17 protein-coding genes and 1 pseudogene are annotated in these 16,088 nt (G+C 64.7%); 10 read left to right on the top strand and 8 right to left on the bottom strand.

Annotation, left to right across the window (positions count from 1 at the left end):
* Positions 1-70 precede the first annotated feature (70 nt).
* On the top strand, positions 71-1,072 hold the full coding sequence (locus HMPREF3173_RS16640; RefSeq protein WP_070574647.1) for a FecR family protein: 1,002 nt from the start codon (positions 71-73) through the stop codon (positions 1,070-1,072).
* 73 nt (positions 1,073-1,145) lie between these two features.
* Here HMPREF3173_RS16640 and HMPREF3173_RS16635 read toward each other — a convergent pair whose 3' ends face one another.
* On the bottom strand, positions 1,146-2,465 hold the full coding sequence (locus HMPREF3173_RS16635; protein WP_070574645.1) for a Na+/H+ antiporter family protein: 1,320 nt from the start codon (positions 2,463-2,465) through the stop codon (positions 1,146-1,148).
* Positions 2,466-2,730: 265 nt separating this feature from the next.
* On the opposite strand from HMPREF3173_RS16635, the pseudogene HMPREF3173_RS25365 reads away from it, so the two are divergent.
* The 4 genes and pseudogenes from HMPREF3173_RS25365 to HMPREF3173_RS16620 all read left to right on the top strand — a co-directional run.
* A pseudogene (locus HMPREF3173_RS25365) lies at positions 2,731-4,017 on the top strand (HAMP domain-containing protein); the annotation flags it as partial.
* Positions 4,018-4,119: 102 nt separating this feature from the next.
* The gene (locus HMPREF3173_RS25360) at positions 4,120-4,875 is read left to right on the top strand and encodes a methyl-accepting chemotaxis protein (RefSeq protein ID WP_371906685.1); all 756 of its coding nucleotides are present in this window, start codon (positions 4,120-4,122) and stop codon (positions 4,873-4,875) included.
* A gap of 90 nt (positions 4,876-4,965) precedes the next feature.
* Positions 4,966-5,979, top strand: coding sequence for an ABC transporter substrate-binding protein (locus HMPREF3173_RS16625; protein WP_070574640.1), 1,014 nt, complete (start codon positions 4,966-4,968; stop codon positions 5,977-5,979).
* Positions 5,976-6,824 carry an ABC transporter permease gene (locus HMPREF3173_RS16620; RefSeq protein ID WP_070574638.1) on the top strand — a complete coding sequence of 283 codons (849 nt, stop codon included), beginning with the start codon at positions 5,976-5,978 and terminating at the stop codon, positions 6,822-6,824. Before HMPREF3173_RS16625 ends, HMPREF3173_RS16620 begins: the two co-directional genes overlap by 4 nt.
* 36 nt (positions 6,825-6,860) lie before the next feature.
* On the opposite strand, the gene HMPREF3173_RS16615 is transcribed toward HMPREF3173_RS16620, so the two are convergent.
* The 4 genes from HMPREF3173_RS16615 to HMPREF3173_RS16600 form a co-directional block, all read right to left on the bottom strand.
* The gene (locus tag HMPREF3173_RS16615) at positions 6,861-7,952 is read right to left on the bottom strand and encodes a DUF1615 domain-containing protein (protein WP_371906682.1); all 1,092 of its coding nucleotides are present in this window, start codon (positions 7,950-7,952) and stop codon (positions 6,861-6,863) included.
* Positions 7,949-8,500: a hydrolase gene (locus HMPREF3173_RS16610; protein WP_070574636.1), complete on the bottom strand. Its 552-nt coding sequence runs from the start codon at positions 8,498-8,500 to the stop codon at positions 7,949-7,951. Before HMPREF3173_RS16610 ends, HMPREF3173_RS16615 begins: the two co-directional genes overlap by 4 nt.
* A gap of 83 nt (positions 8,501-8,583) precedes the next feature.
* The gene (locus HMPREF3173_RS16605; RefSeq protein ID WP_083300083.1) at positions 8,584-9,303 is read right to left on the bottom strand and encodes a thioesterase II family protein; all 720 of its coding nucleotides are present in this window, start codon (positions 9,301-9,303) and stop codon (positions 8,584-8,586) included.
* A 10-nt stretch (positions 9,304-9,313) separates the two neighbouring features.
* Positions 9,314-9,535 (bottom strand): MbtH family protein, encoded by a 222-nt coding sequence (locus HMPREF3173_RS16600; protein WP_043211294.1) that lies wholly within the window; start codon positions 9,533-9,535, stop codon positions 9,314-9,316.
* A gap of 167 nt (positions 9,536-9,702) precedes the next feature.
* Here HMPREF3173_RS16600 and HMPREF3173_RS16595 point away from each other — a divergent pair, with 167 nt between their 5' ends.
* On the top strand, positions 9,703-10,320 hold the full coding sequence (locus tag HMPREF3173_RS16595; RefSeq protein ID WP_070574634.1) for a LysE family transporter: 618 nt from the start codon (positions 9,703-9,705) through the stop codon (positions 10,318-10,320).
* 3 nt (positions 10,321-10,323) lie between these two features.
* On the opposite strand, the gene HMPREF3173_RS16590 is transcribed toward HMPREF3173_RS16595, so the two are convergent.
* A complete protein-coding gene (locus tag HMPREF3173_RS16590; RefSeq protein ID WP_070574632.1) occupies positions 10,324-10,728 on the bottom strand; it encodes a hypothetical protein in 405 nt (134 codons plus the stop codon).
* Positions 10,729-10,947: 219 nt separating this feature from the next.
* Here HMPREF3173_RS16590 and HMPREF3173_RS16585 point away from each other — a divergent pair, with 219 nt between their 5' ends.
* Entirely contained in the window at positions 10,948-11,808 is an 861-nt protein-coding gene (locus tag HMPREF3173_RS16585) for a CAP domain-containing protein (protein WP_043211300.1), read from the top strand.
* A gap of 34 nt (positions 11,809-11,842) precedes the next feature.
* Here HMPREF3173_RS16585 and HMPREF3173_RS16580 read toward each other — a convergent pair whose 3' ends face one another.
* Positions 11,843-12,820 carry a GlxA family transcriptional regulator gene (locus HMPREF3173_RS16580; protein WP_070574630.1) on the bottom strand — a complete coding sequence of 326 codons (978 nt, stop codon included), beginning with the start codon at positions 12,818-12,820 and terminating at the stop codon, positions 11,843-11,845.
* A gap of 101 nt (positions 12,821-12,921) precedes the next feature.
* Here HMPREF3173_RS16580 and HMPREF3173_RS16575 point away from each other — a divergent pair, with 101 nt between their 5' ends.
* Both HMPREF3173_RS16575 and HMPREF3173_RS16570 read left to right on the top strand, forming a co-directional pair.
* A complete protein-coding gene (locus HMPREF3173_RS16575; RefSeq protein ID WP_070574628.1) occupies positions 12,922-13,533 on the top strand; it encodes a LysE family translocator in 612 nt (203 codons plus the stop codon).
* Between the two features lie 48 nt (positions 13,534-13,581).
* On the top strand, positions 13,582-13,911 hold the full coding sequence (locus HMPREF3173_RS16570) for a cupin domain-containing protein (RefSeq protein WP_070574626.1): 330 nt from the start codon (positions 13,582-13,584) through the stop codon (positions 13,909-13,911).
* On the opposite strand, the gene HMPREF3173_RS16565 is transcribed toward HMPREF3173_RS16570, so the two are convergent.
* A complete protein-coding gene (locus HMPREF3173_RS16565) occupies positions 13,899-15,269 on the bottom strand; it encodes an MATE family efflux transporter (RefSeq protein WP_070574624.1) in 1,371 nt (456 codons plus the stop codon). The two genes, HMPREF3173_RS16570 and HMPREF3173_RS16565, sit on opposite strands and share 13 nt — an antisense overlap.
* Positions 15,270-15,372: 103 nt before the next feature.
* Between HMPREF3173_RS16565 and HMPREF3173_RS16560 the strand changes: the two genes are divergently transcribed.
* Complete coding sequence (locus HMPREF3173_RS16560) at positions 15,373-15,987, top strand: TetR/AcrR family transcriptional regulator (protein ID WP_070574622.1); 615 nt, start codon at positions 15,373-15,375, stop codon at positions 15,985-15,987.
* Positions 15,988-16,088 lie beyond the last annotated feature (101 nt).

The following is a 16,088-nucleotide window of genomic DNA, read 5'->3' as shown; positions in this document are numbered from 1 at the left end:
TCATTCGCCATTATCTCGGTTCTCGCCACCCCCCTGTGGAGGGTAGAATGCCGCAAAACCGGGAGCCACGATGAACCAAGACCGCCTCAACCCAGACGATGCCCTCGCCGATGCCGCCGCGCACTGGTGCATGCGCGTGCATGCCGAAGATTGCACGCCAGCCGAGCGCGAGGCGTTCAAACGGTGGCTTGCGGCCGATCCAAGGCACCTGGAGGAATACGAGGCGATGCTGGAGATCTGGCAGACCGCCGAATTGTTGCCTCGCACCACCACGGTGGTCGACTTCAACCCCAACGCCCGCCAACCGGCTCGTGCGCGTAACTGGCGCCCTCTGGCCTCGGCGGCGGCGATCGCCTTGCTGGCACTGCCCCTGGCGGGTTGGGTCGGCTGGGAACAAGGCTGGCTGCCCAATCGTTACCAGCACGTTCAAAGCACCGACCAGATGCGCCAGGTCACGCTCAGCGACGGCAGCGTGGTCGAGCTCAACCTGCACAGCGAACTGCGCTACCTCAATTACAAGGATCAGCGCCAGGTCACCCTGGTCCAGGGCGAGGCGTTCTTCAAGGTTACGCACGACAGCACCCACCCATTCATCGTTCGGGCGGGTACAGGCCAGACACGGGTAACCGGCACCCAGTTCAACGTCTGGAAGTATGAAGATCAGGTCAAGGTGACCTTGGTGGAAGGCTCTGTGCTGGTCAGCAGCAACGGCAACGATGGTGGCTACCGACTGGGCCCCGGCATGCAGGCCAGCTACCGCGCCGGCGACTTCGAACCGGCGCTCGCCCAGAGCGACGACTCAGGCAACAGCCTGGCCTGGCGCAGCGGCAAGTTGATTCTCGACAACCTGAGCCTCGCCCAGGCCCTACCGGTGATAAACCGCTACCTGGACACCCCCCTGCAACTGGCTGACGAGAGCACCGGCACCATTCGCGTCAGTGGCGTCTACAGCATCCATGAGGTCAAGCGATTGGTGGACAGTCTGCCCAAGGTACTGCCGATCTACCTGACCCGCAGCAAGGACGGCAGCACCGTCCTCAATCGTATTTCCCCGCCACCTGGACGCGGCTGACACCGCAGCGTACCAGCCTAGCCCTCTAGGTGCGGGCCGAACCTGCGATGGGCTGCAGGGCAGCCCGGGTTCTTCAAAGCACCATCGCCGCCAGCCAGCCAAAGGCCAGCAACGGCAGGTTGTAATGGATGAAGGTCGGCACCACAGTGTCCCAGATATGGTGATGCTGGCCATCCACGTTGAGGCCCGAGGTCGGGCCCAGGGTCGAGTCCGACGCGGGCGAACCGGCATCGCCCAGCGCACCGGCGGTGCCGACGATGCACACCGTGGCGACCGGGTCGAAGCCCAGCTGCACGCACAGCGGCACGAAGATCGCGGCCAGGATCGGCACCGTGGAAAACGACGAGCCGATGCCCATGGTCACCAGCAGCCCTACCAACAGCATGAGCAAGGCACCGATGCCCTTGCTGTGGTCAATCCACTGCGCCGAGGTTTCCACCAGGCTCTTCACCTCACCGGTCGCCTTCATCACCTCGGCAAACCCCGAGGCGGCAATCATGATGAAGCCGATCATGGCCATCATCTTCATGCCTTCGGTGAACAGGTCGTCGGTGTCCTTCCAGCGCACGATGCCCGAGAGCGAGAAAATCAAAAAGCCCACCATCGCCCCGATGATCATCGAGTCCAGCCAGAGCTGGATGATAAATGCCGCGGCGATGGCCGCGCCTGCCACCAGCAAGGTCAAGGGGTTGTAGCTGACGCTGACCTGCTCGACCTGTTCGATGCGATCCAGGTCATAGTCGCGCTTCTTGCGGTAGCTGAAGAACACGGCCAGCAGCAATCCGGCCAGCATGCCGGCGGCCGGGATGGCCATGGCATGGGTGACATTCACCCCACTGACGTCCACCCCTGCACGGCTGACGTTGGCCAGCAGGATCTCGTTGAGGAAGATGTTGCCAAAGCCGACCGGCAGGAACATGTACGGAGTGATCAGGCCAAACGTGATCACACAGGCGATCAACCGGCGGTCGATGCGCAAGCGGGTCAGCACATAGAGCAGCGGCGGCACCAGCAGCGGTATGAAGGCGATATGGATGGGCAGTATGTTCTGCGACGAGATCGCCACCACCAGCATCAGGCCGATCAACAGCCACTTGAGCCCACCAGCGTTGCCATGCCCCTGGCGATCGACCATCGCCAGGGCGCGATCGGCCAGGGCGTGGGCCAGCCCGGACTTGGCGATGGCGACGGCGAAGGCCCCCAGCAGCGCGTAAGACAGCGCCACCGTGGCGCCACCGCCCAGGCCGCTGTTGAAAGCCTTGAGCGTGCCTTCGGTGCCCAGGCCTCCGACCAGGCCACCGGCCAGGGCGCCAATGATCAGGGCGATGACCACATGCACGCGGGACAGGCTCAGGATCAGCATGATGCCGACCGCGGCAATGACAGCATTCATTGTGTGGGTTACCTCGTAACGACGGACAAAAAGCGGACGCGCCGGCGACAGGCTGCCTCAAGGCAGTGGCCGGGCCAGGGGATATTGTTATGAAGGGCGCACACTCTGCAGCACGCTCGGTCGCTTGTCAAAGCGCTCAACGTCGCGACCTGACGCAACAGGCTCAGGCAATACGAATTTTTTATTGAACGCTTGAATAAAGAAAGCCAGGGAGGCGCCGACACAGAAGGCAGACCCCGATTTATAACAAGGGATTCGCCCGAAAATGCCTCTGCGACAACTCTCCATCCAGTGGAAGATCACCCTGCTGGCCGGGCTCTGCCTGGCCACCATCGTCACGGTACTGATCGGCCTTTCGCTTTACCGCATGGACCATAGCTCCGACCTGGTCAAAGCCAGCAGCATGCAGATGCTCACCGAGTCGGCCCAGGCGCGCATCGAGTCGCAAGGCGAGGTCCAGGCCTTGAACATCCGCCGCCAGTTCATGGATGCCTACCAGTACGGCGCAGGGTTTGCCCGTCAGGTGCTGTTCCTGCGCGAGCAGGCCGAAAAGCGCTTCCTGGACGCCTACGATCTGCGCGAAGACATGACCCGCCAGGTGCGCGCTGCGCTTCAGGCCAACCCCGACCTGCTGGGCCTGTCGCTGGTGTTCGAGCCTGACGCGCTGGATGGCAAGGACAAACTGTTTACCGGTCAGGCCGAACTGGGCAGCAACGAGACCGGCCGCTTCGCCCTTTACTGGTCGCAACCGCGTGCCGGCCAGCTGACCTCCATGGCCCTGCCCGAGCAGGACATGGCCAACACCGAGATCGGCCCGAGCGGCGAGCCGAACAACACCTGGTGGGTCTGCCCGCGCAGCACCGGCAAGGTCTGCGTGAGCGAGCCGTACTTCTACACCATCGAAGGCCAGCAGGTGCTGATGACCAGCATCGTGTTCCCGCTGATCGTCGCCAACAAGGTGATCGCCACCTTGTCCATCGACATCAACCTCAACAGCCTGCAGGCCCTCAGCCAGGATGCCAGCCGCAACCTCTATGAAGGTCGCACCACGGTCGGCATTCTGAGCCCTGCGGGCCTGCTGGCCGGCTACAGTGCCGATGCCAGCAAGCTGGCCCACCGCTTCGACCAGGTCGACACCGCCCAAGGCGCCAGCCTCGTGGGCAAGCTGCCAGAAGGCAAGCTGCAGATTCTGCGCAACGAGCAGCGCCTGAAGGTATTGGCCGCGTTCGAACCGATCCCTGGCGGCAAGCCTTGGGGCGTGCTGCTCGATGTGCCGGAAAGCGCCCTGACAGGCCCGGCCGAGGCGCTCAAGCAGGAGCTCGACAGCCTCAACACCAGTGGCACCCTGCTGGAGCTGGGCCTGGGCCTGGCGGTGGCGATTGCCGGGCTGTTGCTGGTGTGGCTGATGGCTCGCGGAGTCACCCGGCCGATCCTGGGCGTGGCCGCCATGCTCAAGGACATCGCCAGCGGTGAAGGCGACCTCACCCGTCGCCTGACCTACGACAAACGCGATGAACTGGGCGAGCTGGCCGGCTGGTTCAACCGCTTCCTCGACAAGCTGCAACCGACCATTGCCGACGTCAAAGCGTCGGTCCAGGCTGCCCGTGGCACCGCCGATCAGTCCGCGGCCATCGCCGCCGAAACCAGCTCCGGCATGGAACAGCAGTACCGCCAGGTCGACCAGGTGGCCACTGCCTCCCACGAAATGAGCGCCACCGCCCAGGATGTCGCCCGCAGCGCGGCCCAGGCGGCCCAGGCCGCGCGCGAGGCCGACCAGGCGACCCGCGAAGGCCTGGCGGTGATCGACCGCACCACCACCAGCATCGATGCCTTGGCCGCCGACATGAGCGGCGCCATGGCCCAGGTCCAGGGCCTTGCGCAGAACAGCGAGAAGATCGGCTCGGTGCTGGAGGTGATCCGCTCGATCGCCGAACAGACCAACCTGCTGGCCCTCAACGCCGCCATCGAGGCAGCCCGTGCCGGCGAGGCCGGGCGTGGCTTTGCCGTGGTCGCCGACGAAGTGCGCAACCTGGCACGCCGCACCCAGGAGTCGGTGGAAGAAACCCGCCAGGTGATCGAAGCCCTGCAGGCCGGGACCCAGGAGGTCGTCGGCGCCATGGACAACAGCCATCGCCAGGCCCAGGGCGGCGTCGAACAGGTCGGCCAGGCAGTCACCGCCTTGCAGCGCATCGGGCAGGCCGTGACCGTGATCACCGACATGAACCTGCAGATCGCCTCGGCCGCCGAGGAGCAAAGCGCGGTGGCCGAAGAGATCAACAACAATGTCGCGACCATTCGCGATGTCACCGAATCGCTGTCCGGCCAGGCCAACGAGTCGGCGCGGGTGAGCCAGTCGCTCAATGACCTGGCCAACCAGCAGCAGCGACTGATGGACCAGTTCCGCGTCTGAATCCTGCATCGCCGGGGCCGCTGCGCGGCCCTTGCAACCTCGTCGTCTACACTTGCCACAACCCAAGGACCGGCAACCGACGAGGCTCTGATGAAACGAATTCCAACGCTGCTGGCCGGCCTGCTGCTTGCCGTGGGCCTGGCCAGCACCGACAGCGCAGCCGCCGAGGAGCGCACGCCGATTCACTTCGGCGCCATCGGCTGGGAAAGCGGCGCCCTGACCACCGAGATCCTGCGCCTGATCGTCGAACACGGCTTCGGCTACCCCACCGATACCCTCCCCGGCAGCACCGTCAGCATGGAAGTGGCCCTGGCGCGCAACGACCTGCAGGTAATCGCCGAGGAATGGGCCGGACGCAGCCCCGCCTGGGTCAAGGCCGAACAGGCCGGCCAGGTATTCGCCCTGGGCGATACGGTGAAAAATGCCGAAGAAGGCTGGTGGGTGCCGGCCTATGTGATCAAGGGCGACCCGGCCCGCAACCTGAAGGCGCTGGCGCCGGATCTGCGTAGTGTCGAAGACCTCAAACGCTACCCCCAGGTGTTTCGCGATCCGGAAACACCGGAAAAAGGCCGCTTTCTCAATAGCCCCAGCGGCTGGACCTCCGAAACAGTCAACAGCCAGAAGCTCAAGGCCTATGGCCTGGATACCCTCTATAACAATTTCCGCAGTGGCTCCGGCGCCGCCCTGGATGCGGAAATCGGCTCGGCGATCCGTCGCGGCCAACCTGTGCTGTTCTATTACTGGAGCCCTACGCCGCTGATGGGCCGCTATGACCTGGTCCGACTCGAGGAACCGCCATTCGACCCCGCAGCCTGGGCAACCCTCACCGACGCGAAAAACCCACACCCCAAAGGCAGCCGTTCGCTGCCCGCCAAATTGTCGATCGGTGTGTCGGCGCCCTTTCGCGAGCACTACCCAGACCTGGTGGCGGTGTTCGAGAAAGTGGACCTGCCCATCGACCGCCTGAACAAAGCCCTGGCCCACATGAGCGAAACCCGCCAGTCACCACGTGACGCTGCCTTGATGTTCCTGCGCGACCATCCAGCGGTCTGGAAGGCCTGGCTGCCCGCCGAGGCCGCCGCCAAGGTCGAGGGCGCGCTGTGAGCGCAGGGTTTCCCAATGCCTGGCAGTTCTCCTTCGCCGAATGGGTCAACCGCCTGGTCGACTGGCTGGTGCTGCGCTATGGCGATCAACTGCGCAGCTTGTCCGACCATTTGCTGCAATTGCTGGTGGGCCTGGAAAGCCTGTTGCGCTTGCTGCCCTGGTGGCTGCTGCTCCTGCTGGTCGGCCTGCTGGCCTGGCACGCCAGCCGCAGCCTGACACGCGCGCTGGTGCTCAGTGCCCTGCTGGCGCTGATCGGCATGATCGGGTTATGGGACAAGCTGCTACAAACCCTGGCGCTAGTGCTGGTCAGTACCGGCTTGTGCGTGCTGATCGGGGTACCCCTCGGGGTCGTCCTGGCGACCCGTCCCTTGGCACGGCGCCTGGTGCTGCCGGTGCTCGACGTGATGCAGACCTTGCCGGCCTTCGTGTACCTGATCCCGGTATTGATGCTGTTCGGCCTGGGCAAGGTCCCGGCCGTGTTCGCCACCTTGGTCTACGCCCTGCCCCCCTTGGTACGCCTGACTGAGCTGGGCCTGGCGCAGATCGACCCATCACTGCTGCAAGCGGCCCACGGCCTGGGCGCCAACCGCTGGCAACGCCTGCGCCGCATCGCCCTGCCCCTGGCGTTGCCGAGCATCATGGCCGGGCTCAACCAGTCGGTGATGATGGCGCTGTCGATGGTGGTGGTAGCCTCGATGATCGGCGCCCGAGGCCTGGGCGAGGATGTGCTGTCCGGGATCCAGACACTCAATGTTGGCCAAGGGGTTGAGGCAGGGCTTGCGATCGTCGCACTGGCCATGGTCATCGACCGCATCAGCCAGGCCTACGGGCAACCACGACGTTGAGCAATGAGGCCGCGCAGCGGCCCCAAGGCATCAGGCTCAACGCTTCATGCAGCGCTGGTAACGCTCATCGACCCTTCCTGCGAACCATGCGGTGGTCAGCTTGCGAGTGATCTTCGGGCTCTTGAGTTCGATTCCGGGCAGTACCGCACGCGGCAACGGTTTGCCCGCCTTGGCGTCCGCCAGGGCGAACACGCCTTGGTACAGATCGGTGTCCTCGAATGCCAGGCTGTCACCCTTCTCCAGCTGGCTGCGGATCTGCGGGTTGCGCAACCCCAGCTTGACGCGCAACTTGCGCGCCGCCTGTTCAGTGCTGCCCGGCATGATCGAGCCTGGCGCAATCAGGTCGCCATCGAGCGCCAGCGTCACACCACTCGCCCGGCTGAGCGCCGCCTGGAACGCCGCGTTGCGGCTGGCGTACCAGCCCGCGTTGAAATCTGCGAAGCGATACAACTGGCGTTGATAGTGGCTGGGATACCCCAGCAGGTGGGCGATACCGAAGTACAGGCCGCCACGGCGGGTGAAGACTTCCTGGCGAATCGTGCCCTCATAGCTGTAGGGATAATCCTTGGCATGGCGCTCGGCGAACTCGATGCTGACCTGCATCGGCCCACCGGTACGGACCGGGTTCAGACCACCCAGCAGCGTACGCCCCAGCGGCAGGCCGGCGATGAAGTCATCGAACAGGCCGCTCAACTGCTTTTCGCTGCGCACGGCCATCAAGCGCTGGTGGTAGGTCTTGCCATTGCCCGACGGGGTTTTCAATGCCCCATCGACCAGCAATTTGGGAATGTGCAGCCGTGCGGCACGCCGATCGATTTCTTCTCGGGCGATGCGGCCAAGGTTCGGCACCTGAGGATCGGCATTGAACGTCGACTCCTGCTCGGTCACCGCCAGCACCGCGCACAGGTTGCTCTTGCTCGGATTAATGCGCTGGGCAGCGAAGGCGGTCTGGATATCCCGGGCCCAGCCGTCCCTGTCCTTGATCGATGCCGGTAGTAGGCGCTTGACCTGAGCCTGCACCTGGGCCGGATCGGCCTCGGAAACTTCAGGCGAGGTCGTACACCCCTGCAATACCCCCAGGACCACCAAGCCCAGTGCGGCCAGCCTGCCGCTCGTCCTGGCAGTCAAGGCTGTTCGCCCACCAGGTAAGTCTTGCTGAGGCGGCGGAACAGCGGATGATCGGCGCTGCCCATCAACTCGAACAACACCATCTCGCGGGTCACCACCTGCGCGCCGGCATCGCGCATGCGAGCCAGGCCCGCCGCCTTGCTGGCGGGGGTGCGGCTGTCGCAGGCATCCTCGACCACGAACACCTGCTTGCCCAGGCCCAAAAGGCCCAGCACGGTCTGCAACACACAGACATGGGTTTCCATGCCACAGACGATCACCTGCTCACGCGCCATCAGGCTGGCCGGCAAGCACTCGGCGGCCACGCAAGAAAAATGCTGCTTTTCCACGATCTGCGCCGCCGGCGATGCGGCCTTGAGTTCGGCCAAGGTCGGGCCAAGGCCTTTGGGGTACTGTTCGGAAATCACCGTCGGCAGCTCCAGCTCGGCGGTCGCCGCCAACAGCCAGCGCGCCCGGGCGCGGGTGCCTTCGGGGTCGCTCATGGCGTTGATGAGTTTTTCCTGAATATCGACGACCAGCAGCGTGGCCTTGCGAGGATCGATCAGCATTGTCTGCCCTAGCCTGTGAAAATGGGCAGCCCAGGGTGGGCTGCAAAGCCCACTAGGCTGGCCGAGGCAAAGGGCGACGTCAATCAGGCACAGTGTCGAAGCGGCGCCAAGGCATCGGCCAAGAGGCCAAGTACCTGGTCTTCGTGCTGATGAATGAAGAAGTGGCCACCGGGGAAGATATCAAGGGTGAACGCACCCTGAGTCTCTTGTCCCCAGGCCTGCAATTGCTCCTGGCTCGCCCGGTCGTCTTCGCCGCCGAGCACATGCAGCGGGCAGTCCAGGGGCGGACGCTGACGGTAGACATAGCGCCCACACAGCAGAAAATCCGCACGCAAGATCGGCAAGGTCAGGCTCATCAGTTCCTGGTTGGCCAGCACCTCTTCGGGCGTGCCCTGCAGCTTGCGCAACTCTTCGATCAGTTCGTCGTCGCGCCGAGGTTCACGCCATTGCACGCCGTCATAGTCTTCACGGCGGCTCGGCGCCGCGGTACCGCAGGCAAACAACGCGAGCGGTGGCGGGCAACCCAGGGCCTGCAACGCATGGGCAAGCTCGAAGGCCAGCAGCGCACCCAGGCTGTGGCCCAACAAGGCATAAGGGGCACTGGCCGATGCTCGGTGTTCGGCAGCCAGTTGCCGGGCCAGAGCCTGCATGTCGGTCTGCAAGGGCTCACCCAGGCGCATGCCGCGACCGGGCAGTTCCACCGGGCACACCTGCAGCCAGGCCGGCACCTTGCGACGCCAACGGCGATAGACCATGGCGCTGGCGCCGGAGTAAGGCAGGCACAGCAGATTCACTGCATCCACAGGCAACGCCTCATTGAACCTGGGCCTGGGCCATCTTCTGACGCAGGCTCAGCGGCCGCATGTCGGTCCAGACTTCATCGATGTAGGCCAGGCAGTCTTTTTTCAGGCCGCTCTTGCCCACGGCACGCCAGCCGTTGGGGATCGCCTTGTAGTCAGGCCAGATGGAGTATTGCTCTTCGTGGTTGACCACTACCTGGAACACGATATCGTCGCGGTCGAATACGGACGTCATTGCCTGTCTCCTTGAATGATGAAGGCCGCTGCGCGGTGCGCAGGGCGGCTATCCAACAGACGAAAGGTCGACGGCGAAAATTAGTCGCTGTACGTGCTTTGCAAGCAGCGCGCAGGGTGGCACAAATCCAGATCCCCTTTGGCGATGCCTATTTCGGAGACTCCCCCATGCTAGGCGTGACCGACTACGGTGCTTTCGTTGTTGCGTTCCTCATCCTCTTGGCCATCCCCGGGCCTGGCAACTTCGCGCTGATCACCGCCACCGGCAAGGGCGGCATCAAAGGTGGGCTGGCCGCGACCTTGGGCGTGATCCTGGGTGATCAGGTCTTGATGTGGTTGGCGGTGGCCGGCGTCGCGACGCTGCTGGCGGCCTACCCTGCGGCCTTCCATGTGGTGCAGTGGGCGGGGGCGGCCTACCTGGCTTGGCTCGGCCTGCGCATGGTGCTGAGCAAGCCGGGGGACGCCCCGCGCGAGAGCCGCATGGCCAGCGGGCACTATCTGCGCCAGACGATGATGATCACCCTGCTCAACCCCAAGGCGATCATGTTCTACATGGCGTTCTTCCCGTTGTTTGTCGACCCGGTGCGCCACCAGGGCGTGGTGACTTTTGCCTTCATGGCGGTGACCGTCGCCGCGCTGACCTTCCTGTATGGCCTGATCGCGGTGCTGTTGACCCATCACCTGGCCGAGCGCATGCGCGCCAACCCACGGATGTCCAATCTGCTGGAGCGCCTGGCAGGCGCCTGCCTGGTGGGGTTCGGGATCAAGCTGGCGGCGATGCGCTAAGGATCAGGCATCGCGCAGCAGGTCGTGGGCATCGAGCAGACGGAAGGCCACCTGCGGGTTGCGCTCGAGGCCTCGGCGGATGGCGGCCGGAATGGCCTGGCGGGTCTTGCGGCACAGCCCGGGCTGTTCCTCCAGTTCGATACTGATACCGCGCATGGTGCGGACTTCGTTGTAGCCAGGGGCGATGCGCACGCGGATCCCCAGTTGCTCGTACAGGCGCACCTGTAGACGCTCCAGATCGTCCAGGTCCTTGAGGTGCTCCAGGCGCTCTAGCAGGCGCTTTTCTTCCTGGCGGGTCAACAGTAGGATCCGCTGGGCCTGGGGTGGGCTTTCGTGCAGCCGCTCGCGCCCGCAATCGCAGAGGCCCGGTGGGCAGGGTTGGCGAAGGGGAAGCTCGGTGATGGTCATGGAGCAAGCATAGATCTTTCCCTGTCCAACTTCATGAGTGCGTTGCAATCGGCGGGTCGCACCGACACCGCACTTTTCGGGCAGCCAGGGGTCTACCCCCTCTTTTGCCGTACGCAATCGATTGCCGGTCGTTTTTCCCACCCTGCACAAACCGGGGCCAAACGCCGTGTGCTTGTGTAGGATGGGCAGCTAGGCGCTGCCAGTCATAGGGAGATTTTCATGCGCGTCCTGTCATCCGTTGCCCGCTTTGCCGCCCTGACGCTGGGCCTTGTCGCCTCCACCGGTGCCTTGGCCTTCACCGGTGAAGAAGGTCAACTGATCGAGTCGATCAATGCCTATCGCAGCCAAGCCCAGCGCTGCGGCGGCGAGGCTTCGCTGGAACTGCCGCCGCTCAACAGCGACACCCGCCTTGCCCTTTCGCCGGAAGGCACCCGCGACCTGCAACAGGCCATGAGCCGCGCCGCCTATCCCATGGTCAACGTCCAGGCGATCAGCCTGTCCGGCCCACGCGATGCCCGGGCGGCGATGAATGCCATCGAGGAAAGCTTCTGCCAGGTGGTCCTTGACCCACAGTTCGTCGACATCGGTGTCAGCCAGGAAGGCCGTGACTGGCGCATCGTCTTGGCCCGCCCCCTGCTCAGCGGGCGCCTGGGTGACTGGCAGGCCGAAGGCCAGAAACTGCTGCAGGCGATCAACGCCGCACGCAAAGCGCCGCGCCAATGCGGCGGTCAACCCTTCGCCGCTGCCCCTGCCCTGAACTGGAACAACACCTTGGCCGGTGTCGCCGCCAACCACACCCGGGCCATGGCCAACCAGAACTTCTTCGACCATATCGACCGCGACGGCCGTACCCCTGGCGACCGGGCGGAGCTGGCCGGCTACCTGTACCGGCAGATCGGCGAGAACATCGCCGCCGGTCGTGACACGGCAAACAAGGTGGTCGATGGCTGGCTGGCCAGCCCCGGCCATTGCGCCACCCTGATGAACCCCGACTTCACCGAGCTGGGCGCGGCCTATGCGGTGGACCCTAAGAGCGATGCGGGGATCTACTGGACCGGGTTGTTCGGGTCGCCGCAATAATTGCCGTGGAGGTGTTCGCAACGCCGGGGGAGACTCACTCCCCTGGCCTTCCCGAGGCGCGCAGCGTCAACGCCGTACAGCCAAACCTGCGGCGTACGCACTTGCCCAGGTAACTGACATCCCCCAACCCCACCTCATCGGCGATCTGCGCCAAGCCGTGACTCGAGTTGAGCAACCGCCAGCGCGCCTGCTGCAGGCGCATCTCGAGCCACCAGGCCTTGGCCGTCATGCCGTGACTGGCCTGGAACTGGCGGTCCAGCTGGCGCCGGCTGATGCCCAGTTCTGCCGCCAGCTGTTCAAGGGTCAGGTTCGAGCCCAGGTGATGACGCATCAACGCGGTAGCACGCTGCACCGCACGCCCCTGCCCTGGCTCCTGCTCCAGGGAGCGCAAGGCATGGCGACTGTCGCGGGTCTCGTCCACGAGCATGTCGGCCAAGCCCTTGAGTGCCCGCGCCCGGCCACAGGCACGCGACAACAGCTCCACCGCCAGGTCGATGGCCGCCGTGCCCCCAGCACAGGAGATCCGTGCGCCATCGAAGCAATACAGCTGCTCGCGCAGCACCTGCACGGACGGGAACGAGGCGCGAAACTCCGCCTCGTGGCGCCAGTGCACCACCACTTTGTGGCCATCGAGCAAACCACAGGCCGCCAGCAGAAACACCGCATTGTCGACGCCTACCAGCTTCAGCCCCGCCCGGACAGCGCGCTTGAGCAAAGCCCGGTAACGCGGAGCCAGCGCCGCCGTCGCCGCGGCGTTGCGCCCGCCGAACAGCACCAGGTAGTCATGGCCTTTGAAGTCCACCGATTGCGCCGTGGTCTGCACCTGAACCACCGCGCCGCTGCTCGAGGGCACGGGATCGGCGGTCAGGCCCAGCAAAGTCCAACTGCAGTAGCGCTGGCGACTGTAGTCCTCGTCGTCGGCGCTAAAGCGCAGTTTGTCGAGGAAGGCACCGAATGGCAGCAAAGCGAATTCCGGCAGGGGAAGGATCAACAGACGAATGTCAGGGGTCATGCAGGGCACGTCCAAATATAACCGCAGAAAGTCCAGATATTACCTTAGCAATCTCGACGCTTACCCTAGACTGGCGCTCTTCACACCCAAAGGCTTTCTCCATGGCGCTGGATACTTGGCTCATCTATCTGCTGGCCAGCATTGGCTTGTCTCTGACCCCAGGTCCGAACAGCCTGCTGGCCTTGACCCACGGCGCCCTCTATGGCGCCCGTCGCACCCTGTACACCATCGTGGGAGGCGTGTTCGGATTCAGCGCGCTGATTGCCTTGGCGATGTTCGGCCTCAGTGCCCTGCTGCATACCTCAGCCTCACTGCTGCAGGTGCTCAAATGGGTGGGTGGGGCCTATCTCCTGTGGCTGGGCATTCAGCTCTGGCGTAGCCCGGCGATGCGCCTGGAGCTTGCTGAGGGCGCCACGCGTCTGGACAACCGCGGGCTGTTCCGCCAGGGCTTTCTGTCGGCCATGGCCAACCCCAAGGTGTTGTTGTTCTATGGCGCCTTTTTGCCGCAGTTCATCGACCCTCAACGCGGGCTGGCGATGCAGTTCGTGATCATGGCGGCGACCTTTGCCAGCGTGGAGTTCGTGGTCGAATACCTGCTGGCGCGCCTGGCCTTTCGCGTGCGCCCTTGGCTGGCCAAGGGCGGGCGTGGTTTCAATCGCTGCTGCGGGACGCTGTTCGCGCTGATCGGCGTGGCGCTGCCATTGGGGCGCTGAGCCGATCTACACTCAGGGGCCTCACTGGCTTGGCACGCGAGGCCCCCAATGCCCGACAACCTGTTCACCGCCCTTCCCCCGCTCGCCCCCCAGGCCAGCGAGCAATTCGACGAGCTTCTGCACCGGCCGGGCCTGCGCATCGAGCGCATCGTCTCCAGTGGTCAGGCCAGCCCGCCTGGCTTCTGGTACGACCAGGCCGAAGGTGAATGGGTACTACTGCTCACCGGCAGCGCCGGGCTCAGGCTTGAGCATGAGCCCCACGAGCGGGTACTTCGCCCCGGCGATCATCTGGACATCCCGCCCCATTGCCGGCACCGGGTGGAGTGGACCGAGGCCGGTGTGGCGACGGTCTGGCTGGCAGTGTTCTACGGCAACTGAGGCTGCCCCCCCTCTGTCGGGCCACCCTGCAACTGGTAGAAGCGCCAAGGCAGCAGCAACGCCGCCACCGCCAGGCCGCAGGCAAAACCGACCCAGACCCCGACAGGCCCCAACGGCGAGTGGAACGCCAGGCCGTAGCTGAGCGGCAATGCCAACAGCCAGTAGCTGACCAAGGTCACGCCCACCGGCCAGCGATAATCCTGCAATCCGCGCAAGGCCCCCAGGGCTGTGGACTGCAAACCATCGGCGATCTGCATGGTCGCGACCACCACGAACATCGGCACGGCAATGGCGATCACCTGAGGGTCGTCACTCATGGCCTCGGCGATCGCCCGGCCAAACACCACCAGCAGCAAGGTACTGGCCACCATCCAGGCACTGACACTGATGAAGGTGGCGCTGCCAATGGCCTCGATTCGCGCACGCTGGCCACGGCCCTGGGCCTGGCTGATGCGGATGCTCACCGCCGCCGCCATGCCCAACGGCAGCATGTACAGCAACGAGCCGATCGACTGCACCACCTGGTTGGCGGCCAGCGCCGCCGTGCCCAGCCAGCCGAGCATCCAGGCCGCGATCACCACGGCGCCAGCCTCGGCCAGGTAGCCCAGCCCCAGCGGCCAGCCCTCTCCCATCAGCGTGCGCCAGGCCAACCGGGGGCCCAGGGAGGCTCGCCGGTAGACCGATAGCGAAGGCGCCAGACGCCAATAGGCAAATGCCAGCAGCACAGCCAAGGACTCGGCCAGCACGCTGGCGATACCGGCGCCCAACAAGCCTAGGGCCGGCAAGCCGAAATGGCCATGGATCAGGCCGTAGCTCAAGGGCACGTTGAACACGACCGCACTCATCACCACCAACACCGCGGCCCACGGGCGACCGATGGCCTCCAGCACGTCCTTGAACACTACGGCCAGACAGAACGGGATCAAGAACACCGCCATCGCCTGCCAGTACGGTGTCAGCAACTCTATGTCCGGCAACGGCACGCCGGCCCATTGCAGCACCGGCAGGATGCCCAGCATTGCCGAGCAGCCAAGGGTGCCGACCAACAGGCCGTAACCCAGCCCCGCACGCAGTGTGCGCGCCACGGCCTCGGCATCGCCGGCACCGAAGGCATGGCCCACCCGCACACTGAGGGTGGCGAGCATCCCGTAGAGCCCGGCATGGAAGATCAACCCGGCACTGGCCGTGAGCGACACGCAGGCCAGCACCAGCGTCCCCAGCGAGGCCAGCATCAGGGTGTCGGTCAGGCTGATCAGCTCACTGGCCGAGAGTCCCAGCACCAGCGGCAAAGCCAGGCGCAGCAAGCCCGGCAGCTCGGCAAGCCATGTACGTTGAGGGTGCTGCAGGGACGCGGACATGGGACAAACCTCCAATTAGCATACGCCGCGTATGCTAATACCCCTTATTGACATACGCAACGTATGCTAATTTGCGTCCACTGTTATCCCCCAGGAGCTGCCGATGCCCGCCCCTCGCCGAACCCGAGCCGCCATGAGCGCCGAAACCACCGAGCGCTTGATCGCTGTCGCCCGCCGTCAATTCGCGGAAAAAGGCTTCACCGCCGTGGTGATGGACGAACTGTGCGCCGAGGCTGACCTGACCCGAGGCGCCTTGCATCACCATTTCGGCGGCAAGGCCGGGCTGTTCACCGCCGTGGTGACGCACCTGCTCGACGAGATCAACCAAGCGCTCGATGAGCGTTTCGCCACCCATAGCGATCCTTGGGAGGGCTACCTGGACACCTGCCTGCACTATTACGACCTGCTCCATGATCCCGCCCTGCGCCGCATCCTGCTGCAGGATGCTCCCGCCGTACTCGGCCCCCGCCTGCGCGAACTCGAGGAAGAAAGCTACATCGGCCCCATGGCCGCCGGATTGATGGAGCTGCAGCACGCTGGGGTGCTGCGTGACTTCGACCCGGTGGCCATGGCGCACCTGATCAACGGCGCCATGGGCGACAGCGGTATGTGGGTGATTGCCCAAGACGACCCACAAAAGGCGGCAGAACGTGTCAAGACAGCCCTCAAATGCCTCATGGAAGGGCTTCGCCGCGCCGAACCAACGGTTTCACAGTGATCATCCGAGGCGCCTGGGTAGACGCTATTTCAGCGATCTTTCGTTCATGATCTAAGCTTTTAAGCGTTATTGGAGAGTTCCGGCCCTGCGACAATCTGACC

The organism is Pseudomonas sp. HMSC08G10 (genome assembly GCF_001808425.1).
Lineage (GTDB): Bacteria > Pseudomonadota > Gammaproteobacteria > Pseudomonadales > Pseudomonadaceae > Aquipseudomonas > Aquipseudomonas guariconensis.
Note: the sequence above shows the minus strand (reverse complement) of the source record. Positions and strands in the feature narration are given on the sequence as shown.